At 68.2% G+C, this 22,375-nt stretch carries 18 protein-coding genes; 12 read left to right on the top strand and 6 right to left on the bottom strand.

The annotated features are described in order from the left end of the window. Positions 1-22 precede the first annotated feature (22 nt). From gndA to BGO46_RS02060, 4 genes are read right to left on the bottom strand one after another with little or no spacing between them, the layout of a single operon-like run. Complete coding sequence (gene gndA / locus BGO46_RS02075) at positions 23-1,471, bottom strand: NADP-dependent phosphogluconate dehydrogenase (RefSeq protein ID WP_292677710.1); 1,449 nt, start codon at positions 1,469-1,471, stop codon at positions 23-25. After that, complete coding sequence (locus tag BGO46_RS02070; RefSeq protein ID WP_292677712.1) at positions 1,468-2,835, bottom strand: mannitol dehydrogenase family protein; 1,368 nt, start codon at positions 2,833-2,835, stop codon at positions 1,468-1,470. Before BGO46_RS02070 ends, gndA begins: the two co-directional genes overlap by 4 nt. Then, the gene (gene uxaC, locus BGO46_RS02065) at positions 2,832-4,244 is read right to left on the bottom strand and encodes a glucuronate isomerase (protein WP_292677714.1); all 1,413 of its coding nucleotides are present in this window, start codon (positions 4,242-4,244) and stop codon (positions 2,832-2,834) included. The genes BGO46_RS02070 and uxaC overlap by 4 nt, the downstream gene beginning before the upstream one ends. 41 nt (positions 4,245-4,285) lie before the next feature. Beyond that, positions 4,286-6,022: a glycoside hydrolase family 3 N-terminal domain-containing protein gene (locus tag BGO46_RS02060; RefSeq protein WP_292677716.1), complete on the bottom strand. Its 1,737-nt coding sequence runs from the start codon at positions 6,020-6,022 to the stop codon at positions 4,286-4,288. 241 nt (positions 6,023-6,263) lie between these two features. Here BGO46_RS02060 and BGO46_RS02055 point away from each other — a divergent pair, with 241 nt between their 5' ends. The 8 genes from BGO46_RS02055 (at position 6,264) to BGO46_RS02020 (ending at position 15,887) form a co-directional block, all read left to right on the top strand. Continuing rightward, the gene (locus BGO46_RS02055; protein WP_292677718.1) at positions 6,264-7,112 is read left to right on the top strand and encodes a sugar phosphate isomerase/epimerase family protein; all 849 of its coding nucleotides are present in this window, start codon (positions 6,264-6,266) and stop codon (positions 7,110-7,112) included. After that, positions 7,109-8,131 carry a Gfo/Idh/MocA family oxidoreductase gene (locus BGO46_RS02050; protein WP_292677720.1) on the top strand — a complete coding sequence of 341 codons (1,023 nt, stop codon included), beginning with the start codon at positions 7,109-7,111 and terminating at the stop codon, positions 8,129-8,131. The genes BGO46_RS02055 and BGO46_RS02050 overlap by 4 nt, the downstream gene beginning before the upstream one ends. Then, positions 8,128-9,294, top strand: coding sequence for a Gfo/Idh/MocA family oxidoreductase (locus BGO46_RS02045; protein WP_292677722.1), 1,167 nt, complete (start codon positions 8,128-8,130; stop codon positions 9,292-9,294). Before BGO46_RS02050 ends, BGO46_RS02045 begins: the two co-directional genes overlap by 4 nt. Positions 9,295-9,501: 207 nt before the next feature. Continuing rightward, on the top strand, positions 9,502-11,037 hold the full coding sequence (locus BGO46_RS02040) for an ABC transporter substrate-binding protein (protein ID WP_292677724.1): 1,536 nt from the start codon (positions 9,502-9,504) through the stop codon (positions 11,035-11,037). A gap of 69 nt (positions 11,038-11,106) precedes the next feature. After that, positions 11,107-12,048, top strand: a complete 942-nt coding sequence (locus BGO46_RS02035; protein WP_292677726.1) for an ABC transporter permease — start codon at positions 11,107-11,109, stop codon at positions 12,046-12,048. Next, entirely contained in the window at positions 12,045-13,859 is a 1,815-nt protein-coding gene (locus BGO46_RS02030; protein WP_292677728.1) for a dipeptide/oligopeptide/nickel ABC transporter permease/ATP-binding protein, read from the top strand. Before BGO46_RS02035 ends, BGO46_RS02030 begins: the two co-directional genes overlap by 4 nt. Next, positions 13,856-14,785, top strand: coding sequence for an ATP-binding cassette domain-containing protein (locus BGO46_RS02025; RefSeq protein ID WP_292677730.1), 930 nt, complete (start codon positions 13,856-13,858; stop codon positions 14,783-14,785). The genes BGO46_RS02030 and BGO46_RS02025 overlap by 4 nt, the downstream gene beginning before the upstream one ends. A 52-nt stretch (positions 14,786-14,837) precedes the next feature. Next, positions 14,838-15,887 carry a LacI family DNA-binding transcriptional regulator gene (locus BGO46_RS02020; protein ID WP_292677732.1) on the top strand — a complete coding sequence of 350 codons (1,050 nt, stop codon included), beginning with the start codon at positions 14,838-14,840 and terminating at the stop codon, positions 15,885-15,887. A gap of 58 nt (positions 15,888-15,945) precedes the next feature. Here the strand turns inward: BGO46_RS02020 and BGO46_RS02015 are convergent, their stop codons facing one another. Beyond that, positions 15,946-16,803, bottom strand: coding sequence for a sugar phosphate isomerase/epimerase (locus BGO46_RS02015; RefSeq protein ID WP_292677734.1), 858 nt, complete (start codon positions 16,801-16,803; stop codon positions 15,946-15,948). 255 nt (positions 16,804-17,058) lie between these two features. On the opposite strand from BGO46_RS02015, the gene uidB reads away from it, so the two are divergent. Genes uidB through BGO46_RS02000 form a run of 3 tightly spaced genes read left to right on the top strand, consistent with a single transcriptional unit; the run spans position 17,059 to position 20,315 of the window. After that, complete coding sequence (gene uidB / locus BGO46_RS02010) at positions 17,059-18,522, top strand: glucuronide transporter (RefSeq protein WP_292677736.1); 1,464 nt, start codon at positions 17,059-17,061, stop codon at positions 18,520-18,522. A 42-nt stretch (positions 18,523-18,564) separates the two neighbouring features. Beyond that, positions 18,565-19,803, top strand: coding sequence for a D-mannonate dehydratase ManD (gene manD, locus BGO46_RS02005; protein WP_292677738.1), 1,239 nt, complete (start codon positions 18,565-18,567; stop codon positions 19,801-19,803). Further along, entirely contained in the window at positions 19,800-20,315 is a 516-nt protein-coding gene (locus BGO46_RS02000; protein ID WP_292677740.1) for a gluconokinase, read from the top strand. Before manD ends, BGO46_RS02000 begins: the two co-directional genes overlap by 4 nt. Here the strand turns inward: BGO46_RS02000 and BGO46_RS01995 are convergent. Then, positions 20,299-21,189 (bottom strand): NAD(P)-dependent oxidoreductase, encoded by an 891-nt coding sequence (locus BGO46_RS01995; protein ID WP_292677742.1) that lies wholly within the window; start codon positions 21,187-21,189, stop codon positions 20,299-20,301. The two genes, BGO46_RS02000 and BGO46_RS01995, sit on opposite strands and share 17 nt — an antisense overlap. A gap of 100 nt (positions 21,190-21,289) precedes the next feature. Here BGO46_RS01995 and BGO46_RS01990 point away from each other — a divergent pair, with 100 nt between their 5' ends. Continuing rightward, positions 21,290-22,348, top strand: a complete 1,059-nt coding sequence (locus BGO46_RS01990) for a D-2-hydroxyacid dehydrogenase (protein WP_292677744.1) — start codon at positions 21,290-21,292, stop codon at positions 22,346-22,348. Positions 22,349-22,375: the final 27 nt, after the last annotated feature.

The following is a 22,375-nucleotide window of genomic DNA, read 5'->3' as shown; positions in this document are numbered from 1 at the left end:
TCCTCGAACGCAGACCCTGGCGTCAGTGGGTGTCTTCGGCCTCGATCTCGGTGCGGTCGCCCGACCACAGCGTGTGGAAGGTGCCGTCCTTGTCGATGCGCTTGTAGGTGTGCGCGCCGAAGAAGTCGCGCTGGCCTTGGATGAGCGCCGCCGGCAGGCGGTCGGCGCGCAGGCCGTCGTAGTACGCGAGCGACGACGAGAACGCCGGGGCGGGGATGCCCGATGCGGCAGAGGTCGCGACGATCTGACGCCACGCGTCCTGCGCGCGGCCGAGGGCCTCGACGAAGTACGGCGCGCTCAGCAGCACCGGCAGCTCGGGCTCCGCGGCGTACGCGTCGGCGATGCGGTTGAGGAACTGCGCGCGGATGATGCAGCCACCGCGCCAGATGCGGCTGATCGCACCGAGGTCGATCGTCCAGCCGTACTGCGCGGCACCGGCGCGGATCTCGTCGAAGCCCTGCGAGTACGCGACGATCTTCGAGGCGTAGAGGGCCAGGCGCACCTGCTCGACGAACGCGTCGGCGTCGGCGACGGTGAAGTCCTCGCTCGAGGGTCCGGGCAGGCCACCTGAGACGTCGCGCTGCTCGCGGTGGCTCGACAGCGACCGGGCGAACGTCGCCTCGGCGATGCCCGACACGGGCACGCCCAGGTCGAGGGCCGTCTGCACCGTCCAGGCGCCCGTGCCCTTCGCGCCGGCGGCGTCGACGATGACGTCGACGAGCGGCTTGCCCGTCGAGGCATCCGTCTGCCGCAGCACCTCGGCGGTGATCTCGATGAGGTAGCTCTCGAGCTCGCCCTTGTTCCACTCGGCGAAGATGTCGGCGATCTCGGCGGGCGTCTTGCCCGTGCCGCGACGGATGAGGTCGTACGCCTCGGCGATCAGCTGCATGTCGGCGTACTCGATGCCGTTGTGCACCATCTTCACGAAGTGACCGGCGCCGTCGTGGCCGACGTGCGTGACGCACGGCTCGCCCTCGGCGACCGCCGCGATCGAACGCAGGATCGGGCCGAGCGTGACCCACGCCTCGTCGGGGCCGCCGGGCATGAGCGAGGGGCCGAGGAGGGCGCCCTCCTCACCGCCCGAGACACCCATGCCGACGAAGTTGAAGCCCGCCTCGCGGACGGCCTTCTCGCGGCGGATCGTGTCGGTGAACAGGCTGTTGCCGCCGTCGATGATGATGTCGCCGGGCTCGAAGACGTCCATCAGCGATTCGATGACGGCGTCGGTCGGGCCACCGGCCTTGACCATGATGATCGCGGTGCGCGGCTTCTGCAGGTTCGCGGCGAACTCCTCGTACGAGAACGCGGGGACGAACTCGGCCTCGGGGTGCTCGGCGAGCAGCTCGTCGGTCTTGGAGCGCGACCGGTTGAACACGGCGACCGTGTTCCCTTCGCGCGACGCGAGGTTGCGGGCGAGATTCGAGCCCATGACGGCAAGGCCGACGACTCCGATATTGGCGGTGGCGGTCATTTTTCCTCCTGGGCTGGGAACGTGCGCACGGCAGCGACAATATCGTCCGTCGCCAACCCCGGATCGACCAGCGCAAGAAGCGCCCGAGTCGAATCGGTGGTCTGCAGCGCTGCCGCGATCTCGGCGCCCTTGGCGTCGGTGATCTCAGTTCCCGACTCTACCAGCCGGATCCACGCCGCGATGGGCCGCAGCGACGCCGTTCCGGGTCGCCCGGCAGCGAGTTCAGCCCGCAGAACCGGGGCGGCGCGGACGGCGAGCTTGGTCGCGCCCTCCATTGCGATTTGTGACAGCTGGTGAGCGATCTGCGCGTTGTCGAAGCGGGCGGCGAGGGCGACCCGATAGTCGGCAAGACCGAGGGATGCCGGCAGGTGCGCCGCCGCTTCATCCCACAGCTCGTCGACCCACGCGCGCAGGTCGGGGTCGGCCATGGCTTCTGCGACAGTCGTGTGTCCGCGCAGGATGCCCGTGTACGCGAGCAGACTGTGTGCGCCGTTGAGCAGCCACAGCTTGCGGCGCTCGTACGGCTCGATGTCGTCGACGATGCGCGCTCCCGCCGTCTCCCACTGCGGCCGGCCGGCCGGGAAGTCGCCCGAGAGCACCCAGTCGGCGAACGGCTCGGTGACCACGGGGGAGAGATCATGCATTCCGGTCAGGGCCTCGGCGGTCTCACGGTCGGCATCCGTCGTGCGCGGTGTGATGCGGTCGACCGACGTCGACACGAACGACACCTCGGCGCGGATCCAGTCGGCGAGCTCGGCGTCGACGGCTTCGGCCAGGCCCCGCACGCCGGTGCGCACGAGCGGCCCGTTGTCGGGGATGTTGTCGCACGGCACGACGGCGATGCGGCCGGCGCCGGCGGCGCGGCGCGCGGCGAGACCCGCGAGCAGGCGACCGAGCGCGGTCTCGGGGTCGCGCCCGTCGCGCAGCGCGCGGATGTCGGCGAGCACTGCCGCGTCGGTGAGATCGGGGGTCCCGTCGGGTGTCAGTCGGTACGCGGGCTCGGTGATGGTGAGGGTCACCAGCGCCGTCTCGGGCGACGACAGCAGTTCCTTGAGCCGTGCGACGTCGTCGGCGCGGTTCGCCTCGACGATCACCGACATGATCTCGGCGCGGTCACCGTCGACGGAGCGCTCGATGAGCGTGTACAGGCCGTCCTGCGCGGTGAGCTCTTCGGCGGCACGCGGTCCGCGGCCGGTGAAAGCCGCGATCGTCCAGTCCGCGCCGTCGGCGGCGTGCGCCGTGAACCAGGCCTGGTGGGCCCGGTGGAAGGCGCCGAGGCCGAGGTGGACGATTCGCGGCGCGACGGTGGCGGTGTCGCCGAAGACGGCGCTGCGGCTGAGGGCGGGAGCGGTCGTGACGGTCACAGCTTGAACACCTTTCGGGGCAGGGCGTCGACGAGGTCGACGGCGATGCGACGGGCCATCGGCTCGTCGACGCGTCCCTCGGCGACCAGGCGCGCGAGGAATGCCGAGTCGAGGCGGCGGGCCATGTCGTGGCGAGCCGGGATCGACAGGAACGCGCGGGTGTCGTCGATGAAGCCCGAGCTGCGGTAGAAGCCGGCGGTCTCGGTCACGGCGGCACGGAAGCGCAGCACGGCGTCCGGGGCATCCAGGAACCACCACGGTGCCCCGATGTACAGGCTCTGGTAAAAGCCGGCCAGCGGTGCGATCTCACGCGAGTACGACGTCTCGTCGACGCTGAACAGCACGAGGTGGAAGTCGGGGATGTTGCCGTAGCGCTGCAGCAGCGGCCGGAGGGCCTCGACGTACGTCGTCGCGACGGGGATGTCGTGGCCGGTGTCGGGGCCGAACCGCTCGAACGTCTCGTCGTTGTGGTTGCGGGACACGCCAGGGTGCACCGTCATGACGAGGCCGTCGGCGACCGACATCCGGGCCGACTCGAGCAGCATGTGGCCCTGGAAGACCGTGCTCTCGGCATCGGTCAGGTCACCGCGCGCGGCGCGCTTGTACAGCGATGCGGCCTCTGCGGGGTCGAGCTCGAACGTGAGCGGCTGCAGCACGCCGTGGTCGGCCGAGACGGCGCCGTTCGCGACGAAGTGCGCGCGGCGCGCTTCGAGGGCGTCGATGTAGCCGGCGTAGTCGTCGACGGCCGAACCGCTCCACGCGGCGAGGCGCTCGACGTTGCCGATGAAGGCGGGGTTCGCGGGGTTCAGGTACGCGTCGGGGCGGAACGTCGGTGCGACCCGGCCTGTGAAGGATGCGTCGGCGGCGAGTGCCCGGTGCGGGGCGAGGTCGTCGAGCGGGTCGTCGGTCGTCGCGAGGAACTCAATGCTGAACTGGTCGAACAGCGCGCGGGGGCGGAAGTCGGGGCGGGCGAGCACGTCGGCGATGCGGTCGTACAGGGCATCCGCGTTGTCGGCGCTCGGCTGCTCGGTGAGGCCGAACAGCTCGGTGAACTCGTGGCGCAGCCAATAGCCCGATGCCGTGCCGGCGAACAGGTGCCAGTTCTCGCAGAACCGGCGCCACGCCGCGCGGGGGTCAGCCGTGGGGGCGATGCCGCTGCGGTCGGGCACGGTGAGGTCGTTCAGCGCGATGCCCTGGGCGTGCAGCAGGCGGGTGACGTAGTGGTCGTAGCGCAGCAGCAGTTCTGTCGGGTTCGGGAACGCCTCGTCATCGAGCAGGAGGTGCGGGTCGACGTGCCCGTGCGGCGAGATGATCGGCAGCTTCGCGACGGACTCGTAGAGTCCGCGGGCGATGTCACGCGTGCGCGGGTCGACCGGCAGCAGGCGGTCGGGGTCGGAGTGCAGTTCCATGGATGCTTCCTTGCGGGAGGAGGTGGTCGGCGAGGTGAGGGTCACAGTCGGGTACCCCAGATCTCGCCGCACCACACGTTGTCGTTGAAGGTGCCGGTGAAGGCGGATGCCCCCGTGATCTTGTCGACGGCGGCGTGGATGGCCTCGCGCGAGGGGGAGTGCGCGTGGATCATCGTCTTGACCATCGGCACGTCGACGAGGTGGTTCGGCTGCTGCAGCGAGACGAACACGGTGGGCACCTCGGTGACGTACCAGGGGATCTCGGCGGCCATCGGCGTCGACCAGCGGATGCGGACGGTCGCCTCCTGGGCGAAGCCGGCGACGTTGGCGAACACGATCGCGGCGTCGTACTTCTCGGGATAGGCGGCGGATGCCTCGTCAAGCATGACGGTGTGGAAGTACACGCCCTCTTCGCCCTCGGCCTGACGCTGCAGGGCGTTCTTGAACACATGCACCTCGAAGCCGGCGCGCTCGAGTTCTTCGCGGGCGACGTCGAGGTAGCCGCTCGGGTCGGTGCCGGTGAAGTCAGAATGACCCGTGATGCCGTACAGCCGGATGCGGCGGTGCGTCTCGGGGCGCAGGGGCAGGTTGCCCTCGGTGTCCTTGATGAGGGTCACGACGCGGTCGGAGACCTCCGCCGCGATCGCGTGGTGCTCGTCGCTGCCGATCACCGAGAGTGCTTCGACAGGGGGCACGAGCTGGTCGCGCGGTGTCGTGTGCAGGCCGAGGGATGCCTTCAAACCGAGGATCCGGGTGAGGGCCTCGTGCAGGCGCTCCTGCGTGACGACGCCCGACTCGATGCCGCGGCGGAGGTACTCGAGGTCTTCGTCGGGGTTGCGGAAGAACAGGAACATGTCGCAGCCGGCGGCGATCGCGGCCGGTACCGCGTCGCTGCGTTTCATGGCCTGCGTCATGCCGATCATCGACGACGCGTCGGTGAGGATGAGGCCGTTGAAGCCGAGCTCGCCGCGGAGCAGGTCTTGCAGCAGCTCGGGTGCGAGGGTCGCGGGCAGCACCTCGGCATCCGTCATCTCCGGCCGGAAGTGCTTCGAGAGGGCCGGGGCGCCGATGTGGCCGATCATGATCGACTGCACGCCGTGCGCGATCAGCTCGCGATAGACGCGGCCGTAGGTCTCGTTCCACTCGTCGTAGCCGAGTGTGTTGTACGTCGTGACGACGTGCTGGTCGCGCTCGTCGATGCCGTCACCGGGGAAGTGCTTCATGGCGGCGGCCGAGCCGGTCTCGCTCAGGCCGTCGAAGTAGCGCTTCGCGCGCTCGATGACGATGTCGGCGTTGTCGCCGAACGAACGCGTGCTGATGACGGTGTTGCGCCAGTTGCGGTGGATGTCGACGATCGGCGCGAACGCCCAGTTGCAGCCGATCGCGGCGGTCTCACGCCCGCCGACGAGTCCGAGCCGGTACGCGTCGTCGGGGTCGGGGCTCGAGCCCGCGCCGAGGTGGGTCGTGACGAGCGTGCCGTCGTTGATGCTGCCCGCGCCGCCCATCTCGGGGTTGGAGGCGACCAGCAGCGGAACCTTCGAGTTCGACTGCGCGTAGCGGATGTGCTGCTGCACGGTGGCGGAGTCTGCGCCCATGAACCGGATACCGCCGACGCCGCGGGAGATCACCGAGTCGAGGTAGCCCTCGTCGAACGAGACGTTGAGGTTGATGAACAGCTGCCCGATCTTCTCTTCGGGTGTCAGCGAGTCGATCGTGCGCTCGACCCAGGCGATGGCCTCGGCGTCCAGGTGGAAGGGGGCTTGTGACAGATCGACCATGATGTTGCCCTCGATTTCGTCAGCGGGATCGATAGAGCCATTCTGCGGGATGCTCGTCCGTTTGTCAATCGGTTGCCAAAATGTCATCGACGCGTGGTGTGCGGTCGCGTCGGAGGATGCGATGCTTCGATATCGAGTTGGCGGCAACCGGTTGCAAGACGGGGGAAACCTGCCTACACTGGCCGTGTTCCCTTGCCGGTGCAAGGTTCCCAAGGCTGCGAACAAGCAAAGGCGGAAGTCAATGGCTGACACGACGGTGACCTGGACCCTCTCCGGGTTCGGCGATGAGATCGATCCTGACCCTCGGGTGCAGATCGCGGTGCTGAAGGCGCTCGGCGCGCAGCACATCGAGGTGCGAAGTGCGTGGGGAGTGAACGTCGTCGACCTCGACGACGAGCAGCTCGCCGAGCTCGCAAAGCTCCTGACCGATGCCGGCATGGGCGTCTCGGCAGTCGCCTCGCCGATCGGCAAGGTGGACGTGTCGCTCGATGCCGACCTCGAGGTCGCGCGGCTGCGCCGCATCATCCGCGTCGCGCACGCGCTGCAGACCCCCAGCATCCGCATCTTCTCGTTCTTCCGCGGCGAAGGCGTACCGGTGGAGAGCACCCGCGACGACGTGATGGTGCGCATGCGCGCCCTCGCCGACGAGGCCGAGCGCGAGCAGGTCACACTGCTGCACGAGAACGAGAAGGACATCTACGGTGACACGCCCGAGCGTGTGCTCGACCTCGTCGAGACGGTCGGCTCGCCGGCGCTGCGCCTCGCCTGGGACAGCGCGAACTTCGTGCAGGTCGGCGTCGCGCACCCCCACGACGACGGGTTCGCGAAGCTGCGCCCGTATCTCGACTACCTGCAGGTGAAGGATGCCGTCGCGGCCACCGGCACGGTCGTCCCCGCCGGCCAGGGCGACGGTCAGGTCCTCAAGACGATCCAGGCGCTCGCCGCTGACGGCTATGCCGGTTACGCGTCGCTCGAGCCCCATCTCGATGAGGCTCACGCCCTCGGCGGATTCTCCGGACCCGTCGCGTTCGGGCACGCTGCCCGCGCGTTCGCGGGCCTGCTCGCGCAGGCCGGAGTGACGACGCGATGAGCGTGCGCGCGGCGATCATCGGGCTCGGCGACATCTCGAGCCTGCACCTGGCGGCGATCGATGCGCTCGACGACGTCGAACTCGTCGCCGTGTGCGACACCGACCCCGACCGCGCCGCCGCGGCATCCGAACGCCTCGGCGTTCCCGCCTATGCGTCGCACCAGGCACTGTTCGCGGGCGCCCAGCCCGACGTCGTGCACATCACGACCCCGCACTCCGAGCACGCGGCCGCCGCGATCGACGCGTTGGATGCCGGCATCCACGTCATCGTCGAAAAGCCCGTCGCGCGCGACCCACGGCAGGCGGCGGCGGTCGAGGCGGCCGCCGCGCGTAGCAGTGCGAAGATCGCGGTCTGCTTCCAGAACCGGTACAACACCCCGGTGAGGGCGGCCAAGCAGCTGCTCGATTCCGGCGCGCTCGGTGCGATCACGGGTGCTGCGGCGACCGTGATCTGGCATCGCACGGCGGCATACTACGAGGCTGCGCCGTGGCGCGGCACGTGGGCGGGCGGGGGAGGAGGGCTGCTCATGAACCAGGCCATCCACACCCTCGACCTGCTGCGCTGGCTCGTCGGCCCCGTCGTCTCGGTCACCGGCACCGCGTCCACCCGTGTACTCCCGATCGAGGTCGAAGACACTGCCGAGCTGACGCTGACGCACGACGGGGGCATCCGCTCGGGCTTCTACGCGACCAACACGCACGCGACCAACGCGCCCATCACGGTCGACATCGTCGCCGAGAACGGCCAGTTGAGCCTGCGCGAGAACCTCGTCGTCAGCTACGCCGACGGTCGTACCGAGACGGTCGCCGACGACAGCGTCGCCACCGGCGAACGCGCCTACTGGGGCGTCTCGCACGAGCGGCTCATCACCGACTTCTACGCGCGCCTGGGCGAGGTGGATCCCTTCTGGATCACCCCGGCCGACGGTGCGCGCGTGGTCGACATCATCCACGAGGTCTACGAGCGCTCCTACCCGGAGCAGACCGCACAGCTGAAACGAAACGGAGAACTCCAATGACGGACAAGAAGGTGCGCCTGGGCATCATCGGCCTCGGCGCCGAAGGCGGCATGTACGCGGGCCTGCTCACAGAGGGCAAGGTGCCGAACATGCAGATCGGTGCGATCGCCGATATCGACGCGTCCAAGAAGGCGAAGGCCGACGAGTTCAGTGTCCCGTTCTACGAGGACTACATCGCGATGATCGAGTCGGGCGACGTGGATGCCATCGTGACGTGCGTCCCGCACTACCTGCACCCCGAGATGGGCATCGCCGCCCTCAGCCGCGGCGTGCACGCGCTGCTCGAGAAGCCGGTCGGTGTGTACACGGCGCAGGCGCGCGAGGTCATCGACTATGCCGCCTCGAAGCCCGAGCTCACGTTCGGGGTCTTCTTCAACCAGCGCACGAACCCGCTCTACATCGACCTGAAGCAGCTCATCGACTCGGGTGAGCTCGGCGCGCTGCGGCACACGTCGTGGATCATCACGAACTGGTGGCGTCCGCAGGGCTACTACGAGCAGTCCGACTGGCGTGCCACGTGGGGCGGCGAAGGCGGCGGCGTGCTGGTGAACCAGGCGCCGCACCAGCTCGACCTGTGGCAGTGGCTGTGCGGTGTGCCGCGCGCGGCGTTCGCGAAGCTCGGTTTCGGCTTCCGCCGGAACATCGCCGTCGAAGACGAGGTCAACGCGATCGTCGACTTCGGCGACGGCGCGACCGGCCACTTCATGACGGCGACGCACGACCTCGTCGGCACCGACCGCCTGGAGATCCTGTTCGATAAGGGCAAGATCGTCGTCGACAACTCGAAGACCGTCACCATCACGCGTCTGCGCGAGGCCGAGCAGGTGCTGTCGAAGGACATGACGATGGACGACGTCATGAAGCTGTTCATGGGCCAGCTCGACGCCGACAAGTACTACTCGACGGAGGTGAAGGAGTACGAGTCGGTATGGGGTCTGCAGCACGCGACGGTCCTCGAGAACTTCGCCGCGAACGTGCTCGACGGCACTCCGCTGATCGCTCCTGGGCCCGACGGCATCAACGGCGTCCGCCTCGCGAACGCGATGCACCTGTCGGCGTGGACGGGTGAGGAGGTCGACATGGTCGACTTCGATGAAGCCCGCTACCTGGACGAGCTCAACGCGCGGATCCGCGCCGAGGGGGCCTTCGCCGAGCGCAGCTGAGTGCGCGAGCCCCGACCCCCTGCGTTCTGCCGAACGCAGGGGGTATTCGGCGTGGATCCGCGGTTCAGATCTCGGAAAGATCACGATGTGGCAATCGGTTGCGACCAGATCAAATCCGCTCTATGGTTGCTCTCAGTGACCGGCGGGCTGTCCCGTAATCGCAACCGGTTGCAGCTCACTGTCGAGAACTCTTTCAAGGAGAGAACAATGTCGTTTCGTCCCCTGACGGCCCTGTCGGCCGTCGTCGTCGCCGGAGCCCTCGTGCTCACCGGCTGTGCGTCCGGCTCGGCCGGTGGCGCCGACGCCACCGACGGTGCATCCGCCGGCGGCACCCTGACCCTGGGATCCGTCGTCAACGTCACCTCGTTCGACCCGGCACAGGCGCATCTCGGGCACCAGATGCCGATCTACCAGGCGGTGTACGACACGCTGATCCTGCGCGAGCCCGACGGCACCCTCGCGCCGATGCTCGCGACGGACTGGACCTACAACGACGACAACACCGTTCTCACGCTCGACCTGCGCACCGACGTCACCTTCACCGACGGCGCCGTCTTCGACGCGGCAGCGGCCAAGGCCAACCTCGACCACTTCATGGAGGCGAACGGGCCGGATGCCAACCAGGCGAAGTCCATCGAGTCCGTCGCCGTGGTCGACGACGACACGATCGACATCACCCTGACCGCCGCCGATCCGGCGATGACGTACTACCTCAGCCAAGCGGCCGGCTTCATGGGCAGCCCCGAGGCGCTCGGCACCGAAGAGATCAAGACGATGCCGGTCGGCTCGGGCCCGTATGTGCTGGATGCCTCGGGCACCGTCAACGGCTCGCAGTTCACCTTCACGGTCAACGACGACTACTGGAACAAGGACGCGCAGAAGTTCGGCAAGGTCGTCTTCAAGGTCCTGTCGGACACGACCGCGCGCGTGAACGCCATCGTCTCGGGGCAGGTCGACGGTGTCCTGCTCGACCCGACGACGGCCGCTCAGGCGGACAACGCGGGTCTGACGAAGACGACCTACCCCGTCGACTGGCAGGGGCTGCTGCTCTTCGATCGTGATGGCGCCATCGCGCCTGAGCTCGCCGATGTGCGGGTGCGTCAGGCCATCAACTACGCGTTCGACCGGGCCACGATGCTCAAGGAGCTGCAGTTCGACGAGGGCGAGGTCACCGCGCAGGTCTTCGGCAAGACGACCGACGCCTACATCCCCGAGCTCGACGACGCGTACGCGTACGACCCTGAGAAGGCCAAGGAGCTGCTCGCCGAGGCGGGCTACGCCGACGGGTTCAGCATCACGATCCCGCTGATCGCCGACACCGAGTCGATCATGGCGATGGTCAAGCAACAGCTCGCCGATATCGGCATCACGGTGAACCTGGCGACCGCGCCGTTCGACACCTATGTCGCTGACATCATCGCGGCCAAGTTCCCCGTGGCGTGGTTCAGCATCTTCCAGGGTGAGCCGTGGGTCGCGATCCGTCAGATGATCGCGACGGATGCCGCCTACAACCCGTTCCAGACGACGAGCGCCGAGCTGCAGGCCGACATCGACGCCGTGCAGACCGGTGGCGACCAGAGCGGCGTGCTCGCGCAGAAGGTCAACCAGTACGTGACCGACGAGGCGTGGTTCGCCCCGTTCTACCGCGTGAACCAGCTGTACTACAGCAACGACAAGATCACGCTGGTGCCCCAGGTCCAGCAGGCGGTCCCGAACCTGTACAACTACTCGCCGGCATCCTGACGGACGAGCGGGGGGAGGATCCTCCTTCCCCCGCTGTTCGCCGGGTCCATGAGCGGATCGAATGACACCATGCTGAGCTTCATCGTCAAGCGCCTGATCGCAGGCGTTACCGTGTTGATCGCCATCTCGGTGGCGACCTTCTTCCTCCTCTACTTCTCCAGCACCAACATCGCGCGCAACATCCTCGGTGAGTTCGCGACCGAAGACCAGATCGTCGCGAAAGAGCACGAGCTGGGCCTGGACCAGCCGCTGTTCGTGCGCTTCTTCGACTGGGCCGGGCACGCGCTGACGGGCGACCTCGGCACGTCGTGGATCACGAGCCAGCCGGTCGCGCAGTCCCTCGCGCTGCGTCTGCCGGTCACGCTGACGCTCGTGATCGTCTCGATCATCGGCATCGCGATCATCGCGACCCTCATCGGCGTCGCAGCGGCAGTCAAGCGCGGCTGGATCGACCGTGGCGTGCAGATCGGCGCCGTCGTCGGCGAGGCGATCCCCGAGTTCGTCCTCGCGATCGTGCTCGTGACGGTCTTCGCGATCCAACTCGGCTGGTTCCCCGCGACCAGCAGCATCCAGCCCGGTATCCTCGACGCGGCCTGGATCGCCTCGCTCACGCTGCCGGTCATCGCGATCGTCATCAACGGCCTGACGAGTTCGGCGCAGCAGATCCGCAGCGCCGTGATCGCCCAGCTCGAGAAGGACTACGTCCGCACGCTCCGCAGTCGTGGAATCCCCGAGGGGGTCATCCTCTTCAAGCACGTCCTGCGCAGTGCGGCTCCGGCCGGACTCACCGTCCTGAGCCTGCGCTTCATCGGAATGCTCGGCGGTGTCGTCATCATCGAGCAGATCTTCGCCCTCCCGGGCATGGGCGCCCTCGCCGTGCAGTCGACCACGCTGGGAGACACGCCCCTGGTCATGGGCGTCGTGCTCTACACCGTCATCATCGTCATCATCGTCAACCTGCTCGTGGACCTCGCGAACGGCTGGCTCAACCCTAAGGTGCGTGTCTCATGAGCGACTCAGCCCTCGCAGAAACCGCCGCCGAGGTGCACGCGTCCCCGGCGACCATCGCCCGCACGCACATCTTCGTGCGACTCGTGCGCAACCCCATGGGGCTCACGGCACTCATCGTGCTCGGCATCCTCGTGCTCGTCGCGGTCTTCGCGCAGTGGATCGCGCCGTTCGACGCGAACTTCGCCAACATCGGCAAGACGCTGGCTGCACCGGACGCCGAGAACTTGCTCGGCACCGACAGTGCCGGACGCGACACGTTCAGCCGGCTCGTGCTCGGCGCGCAGACGACGCTGCTGTCTGCCCTGCTGTGCGCGGTCGTCGCGATCGCGATCGGCCTGCCGTCGGGCCTGGTCGCCGGGTACTACGCGGGAATGTTCGACTCGGTGTCGAACTGGGTCGTCACCGTCCTGATGGCGATCCCCGGCATCATCCTGCTGCTGACGATCCGCGCGGCCTTCGGGCCATCGGTGTGGATCTCGATGATCGCCTTCGGCGTGCTCATCAGCCCCGGATACTTCCGACTGACGCGCACGGCGGTGCAGTCGGTACGAAACGAACTGTATTTCGACGCGGCCCGGGTCTCGGGCCTCAGTGACAACCGCATCATCGCCCGCCACATCTTCTCGGTCGTCCGCGCTCCGATCATCATCCAGACCGCGATCGTCTGCGGTGTCGCGATCACGATCCAGTCGGGCCTCGAGTTCCTCGGTCTCGGTGACCCCGCCGTCGCCACGTGGGGCGTCATGCTCGCCGAGGGCTTCAAGAACGTCTACCTCAATCCGCTGCTGCTCGTGTGGCCGGCCGTCGCGATCGGCCTCGCGATCGGTGCGCTGGTGCTCCTCGGCAACGCTGTGCGCGACGCGCTCGAGGACCGCGAGAAGGTGCGTGTCACCCGGGCATCCGCGAAGAGGGATGCCTCCACGGCCGCCGCGCGCCGCGTCGCGATCGTCGAGCCGATCGGCGACCACCTGGTCGCCGTGTCGAACCTCGCGGTCGGCTATCCGCAGGCAGGCGGCGCCATCAAGGAGGTCGTGCGGGACGTGTCCTTCACGGTCGACCGCGGCGAAGTGCTCGGCATCGTCGGCGAGTCCGGCTCGGGCAAGTCGCAGACGGCGTTCTCGATTCTGGGACTGCTGCCCCCGGAAGCCCGTATCGTCTCCGGTGCGATCCGCTTCGACGGCGAGTACACCGTCGCCCCCGGCGACACGGTCGTGGATCAGGACCGGATGTCGAAGCTGCGCGGCACGCGCATCTCGTACATCCCGCAGGAGCCGATGTCGAACCTCGACCCGGCGTACACGATCGGCTCGCAGCTGGTCGGTCCGATGGTGCGGGTGCTGCAGATCTCGAAGGCCGAAGCACGCAAGCGCGCGCTGCGGCTGCTCGCCGACGTCGGGATCGTCAACCCCGCGCGCACCTTCGCGGCGTACCCGCACGAAGTGTCGGGCGGCATGGCGCAGCGCGTCCTGATCGCCGGTGCGATCAGCTGCGAGCCCGACCTCATCATCGCCGACGAGCCGACGACGGCGCTCGACGTCACGGTGCAGGCCGAGGTGCTCGACCTCATCCGCGATCTGCAGCTGCGACTCGGGGTCAGTGTCATCCTCGTGACGCACAACTTCGGTGTTGTCGCCGACCTGTGCGACCGCGTCGTCGTGATGCAGAACGGCCGCCTCGTCGAGAGCGGGAATGTGCGCGACGTGCTGCGCGACCCGCAAGACCCCTACACGATCAAGCTGCTGTCCTCGATGCTCGAGGGCAAGGAGCCGATGAAGATGCTGGTGACCCCCGAAGGAGCGTCGCAGTCATGACCGATACGGCCACCATCACAGACCGGGCCACCACGACGAACGCGCTGCTCGACGTCGACAGCCTCATCGTCGAGTACCCCGGCAAGGGCTTCCGGGCACGTCCGTTCCGGGCGCTGACCGACATCGCCATCTCAATCGGTCAGGGCGAGACCCTGGGCCTGGTCGGCGAGTCGGGGTCGGGCAAGACGACGCTCGGCCGCGCCGTGCTGGGCCTCGCGCCCGTCACCGCCGGCACGATCACCTTCGCCGGTGAAGACATCAGTCACGCCTCGCGCAAGCAGCGGCAGCGGCTGAGCCGCGACCTGCAGGTCGTGTTCCAGGACCCATACACGTCGCTGAACCCCGCGATGGAGGTCGGTGACATCTTGGCCGAGCCCCTCGGCATCCAGGGCATCGGCAAGACCGAGTCGCGGGCGCGCGTCAAGGAACTGCTCGACCAGGTGAATCTGCCCAGTGATGCATTGCACCGGCAACCGCGCGAGTTCTCCGGCGGGCAGCGCCAGCGCGTCGCGATCGCGCGTGCCCTCGCGCTGTCGCCGAAGCTCATCGTGTGCGACGAGCCGGTCTCGGCGCTCGACCTGACGACGCAGGCCACGGTGCTCGATCTGTTCCTGCAGATCCAGCGCGACACGGGGGTCTCGTACCTGTTCATCTCGCACGACCTCGACGTCGTCCGCCACATCAGCCACCGCGTCGCGGTCATGTACCGCGGCGAGATCGTCGAGCAGGGCGAGGCCGAGCAGGTGACCCGCGATCCGCAGCATCCGTACACGCAGAAGCTACTGCTCGCAGCACCCGTCCCCGACCCCGACCGGCAACGACAGCGGCGCGCCGAGCGCCGCCGCCTTGCCGCCGAGACAGCCGGGCAGAGTGGTTATCGCCCGACGGAGGCGCCGACGGGCACCGTCCGCAGTGTATTACGGTAGTTCGAGGTCTCGGACGGGGGCTCCCTCGACGGGGTCAGGAAGGAGCACCAGCGTGTCAGCTGACAGTGCAGACACCGCGCCGGTGCGCCGGCGACGGGCAGGGTCCGCGCCGACGATCTACGACGTCGCGAAGCTCGCGGGCGTCAACCCGTCGACGGTATCGCGGGCGCTCAGCCAGCCCGGGCGCATCAACGCCAACACCGAGGCGAAGATCCACGCGGCCGCGAAAGAGCTAAAGTACCGGCTCAACCCGATGGCGCGAGCGCTGCCGACCGGGCGGACGAACACGCTCGGCCTGCTGATCGCCGACATCACGAACCCCGTGATCTTCGGCATCGTGCGTGGCGCAGAGAAGGCGGCGACGGCCAACGGCTACACCCTGGTCGTGACCGAGTCGCAGGAGTCCGGCGAGGTCGAGGCGACCTCGGCTGAGCGCATCCAACCCGCCGTCGATGCGCTGATCCTCGGCACGACGCGCCTGGCCGATTCGCAGATCGTCGCCCTTGCCGAAGTGAAGCCGCTTGTCGCGATGAACCGTCTCATCGACGGTGTCGCGTGCGTCGTGCCCGACCTCGAACCGGGTGTTGATCAGGCGCTCGCGCACCTGCAGATGCTGGGTCACACCTCGCTGCTGTTCCTGGCCGGGCCCGCCGGCTCGTGGATCAGCACGCGCCGGTGGGAGGCCCTGCAGCGAGGTGCCGCACAGCGCGGGATGACCATCACCTCGACGGGACCCAACCAGCCGATGCTCGAGGGCGGGCATGCGACGCTCTCGCGTGTCATCGCCTCCGACGCGACGGCGATCATCGCCTACAACGACCTGATGGCGATCGGTCTGCTGCTGGCCGCTACCGAGCACGGCGTCGCCGTGCCGGGACGCATCAGCATCGTCGGATTCGACGACAGCTTCGGCTCTAACTTCACCTCGCCGCCGCTGACGACCGTGCGCTCGCCGCTGGCCGAAGCGGGGGAGCTCGCCGTGATGCGCGCCCTCGAACTGATCGGCGGGGATGCCAGGCGCAGCGACTCGGCCGTCGAGGGTGCGGCCCTCGAGACCGAGCTCATCATCCGCGGGTCGACCGGGCCCGCCCGCACGGAGTGACCTGACGACGAAGGGCCGGTGGCGATCGCCACCGGCCCTTCGTCGTTGCTGGATCGGGTCAGAACAGGTCGGCGCGCCCCAGCGCGACGAGGTTGTCGTACGAGGTCTGCAGGCAGTCGAACACATCGCGGCCGTACAGATCGTCCTGCTCGACGAGCAGGTACTCGGCCGAGCTGTCGACGGCCTCGGTGATGATGTCGCCGAACTCGAGGTTGCCCTCGCCGACCTCGGCGAACTGCACGACGCCGGTGAAGGCGGTCATGAACGCCGCGAAGTCGCCCTTCGCCAGCGAGTCGAACGCCTCGGCGGGTAGCTGCCCGATGCGGTAGTCCTTGAGGTGGATCATCGCGACGCGGTCGCGGTACTTGCGGATCGTCGCGACCGGGTCTTTGCCGCCGCGCTGGATCCAGTGCACGTCGAGTTCGAGGCCGACCTGCGGTGCGCGGTCGGCGATGATGTCCAGCAGCAGCTTGCCGTCGTACTTCGCGAACTCGATGTGGTGGTTGTGGTAGTACAACCGGATGCCATTGTCGGCGAGACGCTTCGCGTACTCGTTGGTCTCATCGCAGAAGGCCAGGATGTTCTCCAGCGACGACATCGCGTCGAAGGGGAGCATGCCGATGCGCACCATGGAGGCATCCAAGCGCCGACTGTCTGCCACGAGCTTGTCGTAGTTCTCGGTCAGGGTGTCCATCGGCATGCCGGCAGACCGCAGCCCCGTCGACAGCGACGCGATGTCCATGCCCAGCTCGTCGCGCGCGCGGACGAGTTCGGTGACGTTGTCCTCTGTCATGGGGATCTGCGAGATCTCCACGGCGTGGTAGCCGATGTCGCTGATCTTCTTGAGCGTTTCGAATGCGCCGACTGCGGCGAAGCTGTCCCTGAGCATCATCGCCTGGACGCCGATCTTCGTCACCGTGTTCTCCTTCGTTGGAAGCGACCGTCATCGGCCGCGGGCGTGCGTGTGATCTCGTTCCAGTGTGCCAGGCCAGCCCGAATATGGCAATCGGTTGCACGAGAGTGACGGCCAGTTTCTGAGAGATTCCTTCGGGCATCCGATTCTTGTGTGGCAATCGCTTGCCATTTGTCTCGAACAGTGGTTTACTGTCTGCATCGGCCAGCGAGAAGCGCAAAGGTGCAAGCCCGCAGCAAAGAAGCGAAGGAAGGCCTCATGGACCACACACACACGACGGTCGTCCCGGCGACGGGAGCTGATCGCCTCAGCAAGCTGAGCATCATCGGGTATGGAGCCGGCGACGCCGCGAACAACCTCGCCTTCACGACGGCGACGATGTTCCTGCTCGTCTACTACACCGATGTCGCCGGCATCTCTGCGGCAGCGGCGGGAACCCTGCTGCTGGTCGTCCGCGTGTTCGACGCGTTCGCCGACATCCTCGCCGGTCGCATCGTCGACAAGACGTACTCCAAGCGGTTCGGCAAGTTCCGCCCGTTCATCATGTTCGGGTCGGTGCCGCTGCTGCTGCTGTCGGTCGCGACCTTCTCGGTGCCGCAGATCGGTGAGACGGGCATGCTGCTGTACGCCTACCTCACCTACGCGGCGCTCGGCCTGGCCTACAGCCTCGTCAACATCCCGTACGGCTCACTGGCCGGCGCGATGACGCAGGATGCCGGTGAGCGTGCCAAGCTCGCCAGCGCCCGCTCGATCGGCGCGATGGTCGTCGGTGCGGCGCTCGGCATCTTCGTCGCACCGCTGATCGTCCCCGGTGCCGATCTGCAGGCGACGTTCACCTTCATGACGCTCGGCTTCGTCGTCGTCGGCACGGCGCTGTACCTGTTCACCGCATTCACCGCCAAGGAGCGCGTCACCCGCGACGTCCAGCACGTCACGATGAAGCAGAGCTTCGCGACGCTCAAGGGCAACCGGCCCCTCCTCATGCTGTGCCTGAGCTCGTTCGTGTTCCTCACCGGCATGCTCGCCCTCAGCACGGTGCAGCTGTACTACCTGCGCGACGTGCTGCACGCCCTGCCGCTGTACGCCGTCGTCTCGATCGTGCAGATCGTCATCTCGCTGGGCCTCGCAGCCTTCATGCCCAAGATCGTCCGCCGCTGGGGCAAGCGCACCGGCTACATCGTCGGCGGTGTCATCATGGCGGTCGGCGGCGCGATCATGTTCTTCACGCCGTCGAACATCGTCTGGCTCGGCTTCACGGGTCTGCTCATCGCCCAGTTCGGGCTGGTGCTGGTGAACATGCTGGTGTGGACGCTCGAGGCCGACACCGTCGAGTACGGCGAGTGGAAGACCGGCGTGCGCTCGGAGGGCATCATCTACGCCCTGTTCTCCTTCACCCGCAAGACCGGCCAGGCGGTCGGCGGCGCGCTGGCAGCCTTCGCCCTCTCGTGGGGCGGCTACGTCGCGGGGGCCGCGCAGCAGTCCGAGGCCGCCGAGCTCGGCATCCGTGCCGGTGCCGGACTCATTCCGCTCGTCTGCTCGATCGTGGCGGTCCTGATCATGTTCTTCTACCCGCTGACCGACGAGCGCCACCGCGCGATCGTCGCCGAGATCGCGGCACGCCGCAAGATCAACCACCTCGCCGAACCGATGAGCCCCGAGCTGTCCACGGCATCGTTCCAGTCGCACCGGCCCGCCGGTAGTGGCAACATGCGGGTCGAGTGACTCCGCTGCTCATCAGCACACCTCTCTGACAAAGGAATCATCATGATCATCGACAAGGCTGAAGTCATCGTCACCAGCCCCGATCGCAACTTCGTCACGCTGAAGCTGACCACCGATGACGGGCTCACCGGTCTCGGCGACGCGACGCTCAACGGTCGCGAGCTCGCGGTCGTCGCCTACCTGCAAGAGCACGTCGTGCCGCTGCTGATCGGGTCGGATGCCTCGAAGATCGAGGACACCTGGCAGTTCCTGTACCGGTCCGCCTACTGGCGCCGTGGGCCCGTCACGATGGCGGCGATCGCCGCCGTCGACATGGCCCTGTGGGACATCAAGGCGAAGGCCGCTGGCATGCCGCTTTATCAACTGCTCGGCGGGGCATCGCGCGAGGGCCTGCTCGCGTACGGCCACGCGTCGGGCAAGGAGCTTCCCGAGCTGTTCGACTCGATCCGCTCGCACCAGGAGCAGGGCTACCGCGCCATCCGCGTGCAGACCGGCGTGCCCGGCCTGAAGGCGATCTACGGCATCGCGTCGCAGTCGGCTGACACCGGCGGCGGCGAGGCTCGCTACGACCACGAGCCGGCGCGCCGCGGTGCGAAGCCCGTGCAGGAGGACTGGGACACGCGGGCGTACCTGCGCCACCTGCCCGGCGTCTTCGAGGCCGTGCGTAACGAGTTCGGTGCCGAGATCCCGCTGCTGCACGACGGCCACCACCGGATGACGCCCCTGCAGGCAGCCAAGCTCGGCAAGTCGCTCGAGCCGTACGACCTGTTCTGGCTCGAGGACTGCACGCCGGCCGAGAACCAGGAGGCGCTCAAGCTCGTCCGCCAGCACACGACGACGCCGCTCGCAATCGGCGAGATCTTCAACACGGTCTGGGACTTCAAGGACCTCGTGCGCGACCAGCTGATCGACTACGTCCGCGGTGCCGTCACGCACATGGGCGGTGTCACGCCGCTGAAGAAGACGATGGAATACGCGGCGCTCTACCAGATCAAGTCGGGCTTCCACGGGCCGACCGACATCTCGCCGGTCGGTATGGCCGCGCAGATGCACGTGGGTCTCGCGATCCACAACTTCGGCATCCAGGAGTACATGCAGCACGGCGCCAAGACCGACGAGGTGTTCCAGCAGTCGTTCACGTGGCGCGACGGTCTGCTGCACCCGGGTGACAACCCCGGGATCGGTGTCGAACTCGACCAGGACGAGGCGGGCAAGTACCCCTACGAGCAGGCGTACCTGCCGTACAACCGCCTGGCCGACGGCACGGTGCACGACTGGTGACCGGTCGGGCGCGGCTCGTCTGCGTGATGGGGGTGTCGGCCGCGGGCAAGTCCACGGTCGGCGCCGCCCTCGCGCAGGCGCTGCAGGTGCCCTTCGCCGACGCGGACGATCTGCATCCGCAGGCCAACCGCACCAAGATGGCATCCGGCACGCCGCTGACCGACGACGATCGCTGGCCGTGGCTGGATGCCGTCGGAGCGTGCTTCGCGGCATCCGGCGACGGGCTCGTGATGGCGTGCAGTGCGCTGCGCCGCGTCTACCGTGACCGCATCCGCGCGCACGCGCCCGAGGTCGTGTTCGTGCACCTCGACGGCACCCGCGAGCTGTTCGCCGCCCGCGCGACGGCGCGCACCGACCACTTCATGCCCGCGAGCCTGCTGACCTCGCAACTCGACACCCTCGAGCGACTCGACCCCGACGAGGTCGGCGTCGTCGCCGACGTCGCCGCTCCCGTCGACGAGATCGTCGCCCGCGTGGCCGCGGCGCTGGCCGTCCTCAGCGCTGGGCGGTGAGGCGGCGGGTGACCGAGATGTCGCGGTCGCCGAGGCCGGCCGTGACGATCTCGTCGAAGATGCAGCGCAGGGCGGGCAAGAGTGCGGCGTGGATGCCCGTGGCATCCGCGATGTCTGCGGCGAAGCCGAGGTCCTTCACCATGTACTTCGCCGCTCCGGAGGGTGAGTCGTCGCCCGCGACGAGCCGGCTCTTGCGCGTCTCGAGCAGGCGCGATCCGGCGTAGCCGCCGGCCAGCAGCGTCCACAGCGCCTCGAGGTCGAGCCCCGAGCGGGCGGCGAGCTCGGTCGCCTCGCCGAGCGCGGTGATGGTGGCGGCCACGACGAGCTGGTTGCACGCCTTCGCGACTTCACCGGCCCCGAGGGGGCCCAGGTGCACGGGCGTGCCGCACGGCGCGAGCAGCGCGGCGGCGCGCGCGGCATCGGCATCCGTGCCGCCCAGCATGATCGACAGGGTGCCGTCGGTCGCGCCGTCGACGCCGCCTGAGACGGGGCAGTCCACGACGTGCACACGTCCGTCGGTCGCCTGGGCCAGTTCGATCGCGAGATCGCGCACGCCGACGGGGGAGGAGGTCGAGCCGATCATCAGCAGCAGGTCGCCGGCGCCGGCGAGCAGCCCATCGGGGCCGTCGAGCGCCGCGCGCAGCTCGGGCAGGTCGGGCAGCATCACGAGCACGGCGTCGCTGGTGGCTGCCAGTTCGCGCGGTGTCGCGGCCCAGGTTGCTCCGGCCGCGACAAGAGTAGGACGGGGTGAGCGGGCGTGCACGACGACCGATCCGTGTGCCGCGAGCAAGCGCTGGGCCATCGGTTCGCCCATGGCGCCGAGGCCGAGGATGCCGAGTCGGGGGAGGGTCTCGTCATTGAGAAGTGAACTCATGCCGACACCCTAGCGCAGTTCAGCCATTCGAACACTGTTCAATATGCTGGACGTACGCTACAGTGAAAGAACGTCATATCCACCCAAGGAAGGGAATCGGATGTCGGAGAAGTCTTCGGACCTGCGCGTCGTCGCGGCCGTGCCGCTGCGTGAGGACCTGTGCCAGCTCATCGAGACGCTCGAACCGCGCGTGCAGGTCATCCGTGACCACGATCTCACACCGCCGATGCGTGGGCCCGCCGATTGGTCCGGTGATCCGGCGTTCCGGCGCACGCCGGCGCAGCAGGAGGCGTTCGACCGCATGGTCGATTCCGCCGACGCGCTGTTCGGCATCCCCGATGTGAACCCGGCCGCACTCGCCCGCACGGTCAGTGCCAACCCGAAGCTGCGCTGGGTCATGACGACGGCGGCCGGCGGCGGTGCCCAGGTGCGCGCCGCGGGCCTGGACCGCGCCGACCTCGACCGCATCGTCTTCACGACGAGCGCAGGGGTCCACGGCGGTCCGCTCGCCGAGTTCGCCGTGTTCGGCGTGATGGCGGGCGCGAAGAATCTGCCTCGACTCGCCCAGGACAAGAGCGAGCGGGTCTGGCCCGATCGCTGGGAGATGCGCCAGATCGACGAGATGACCGTCTTGGTCGTCGGCCTCGGCGGCATCGGCGCGGAGTGCGCCGCGCGCTTCCACGCGCTCGGAGCGCGGGTCTGGGGCACGACGCGGTCCGGCGAGGCCGTCGCCGGCGTCGACCGGCTCATTCCGCTCGACGAGCTCGAAGCGGCAGTGGCCGAAGTGGATGCCATCGTGGTGACCCTTCCCGGCACCGACCAGACCTACCACCTCATCGGCGAACGCGTCTTCGCGGCGGCCCGCCCAGGTCTTATTGTTGCGAGCGTCGGACGCGGCACCGTGATCGACGAGGTCGCGCTGCTGAAGGCGCTTGACGACGGGACGGTCGCCTTCGCTGCGCTCGACGTGTTCGAGGTCGAGCCGCTCGCGCAGGACTCGCCGCTGTGGAATCACCCACAGGTGCTCATCAGCCCGCACACTGCTGCGCTGAGCTCGCGCGAGGAGGAGCGCATCGCGCGCCGCTTCGCGGACGACGCGACGCGACTGCTCGATGGCGCGCCGATGCGCGCGGTTGTCGATACGGTCGAGTTCTACTGACGTCCGCGCGCCGTGGCAGGCGCGACG

This window comes from Microbacterium sp. 70-16, assembly GCF_001898315.1.
In the GTDB taxonomy this organism is placed as follows: Bacteria; Actinomycetota; Actinomycetes; order Actinomycetales; family Microbacteriaceae; genus Microbacterium.
This window is presented reverse-complemented; position numbering and strand designations above follow the sequence as displayed.

Excerpts from the sequence above, each read along its gene's own strand:
- gndA (WP_292677710.1), bottom strand. The coding sequence starts at position 1,471 with ATGACCGCCACCGCCAATATCGGAGTCGTCGGCCTTGCCGTCATGGGC.
- uxaC (WP_292677714.1), bottom strand. The coding sequence starts at position 4,244 with ATGGAACTGCACTCCGACCCCGACCGCCTGCTGCCGGTCGACCCGCGC.
- BGO46_RS02060 (WP_292677716.1), bottom strand. The coding sequence starts at position 6,022 with ATGGTCGATCTGTCACAAGCCCCCTTCCACCTGGACGCCGAGGCCATC.
- BGO46_RS02055 (WP_292677718.1), top strand. The coding sequence starts at position 6,264 with ATGGCTGACACGACGGTGACCTGGACCCTCTCCGGGTTCGGCGATGAG.
- BGO46_RS02050 (WP_292677720.1), top strand. The coding sequence starts at position 7,109 with ATGAGCGTGCGCGCGGCGATCATCGGGCTCGGCGACATCTCGAGCCTG.
- BGO46_RS02045 (WP_292677722.1), top strand. The coding sequence starts at position 8,128 with ATGACGGACAAGAAGGTGCGCCTGGGCATCATCGGCCTCGGCGCCGAA.
- BGO46_RS02040 (WP_292677724.1), top strand. The coding sequence starts at position 9,502 with ATGTCGTTTCGTCCCCTGACGGCCCTGTCGGCCGTCGTCGTCGCCGGA.
- BGO46_RS02035 (WP_292677726.1), top strand. The coding sequence starts at position 11,107 with ATGCTGAGCTTCATCGTCAAGCGCCTGATCGCAGGCGTTACCGTGTTG.
- BGO46_RS02030 (WP_292677728.1), top strand. The coding sequence starts at position 12,045 with ATGAGCGACTCAGCCCTCGCAGAAACCGCCGCCGAGGTGCACGCGTCC.
- BGO46_RS02025 (WP_292677730.1), top strand. The coding sequence starts at position 13,856 with ATGACCGATACGGCCACCATCACAGACCGGGCCACCACGACGAACGCG.
- uidB (WP_292677736.1), top strand. The coding sequence starts at position 17,059 with ATGGACCACACACACACGACGGTCGTCCCGGCGACGGGAGCTGATCGC.
- manD (WP_292677738.1), top strand. The coding sequence starts at position 18,565 with ATGATCATCGACAAGGCTGAAGTCATCGTCACCAGCCCCGATCGCAAC.
- BGO46_RS01995 (WP_292677742.1), bottom strand. The coding sequence starts at position 21,189 with ATGAGTTCACTTCTCAATGACGAGACCCTCCCCCGACTCGGCATCCTC.
- BGO46_RS01990 (WP_292677744.1), top strand. The coding sequence starts at position 21,290 with ATGTCGGAGAAGTCTTCGGACCTGCGCGTCGTCGCGGCCGTGCCGCTG.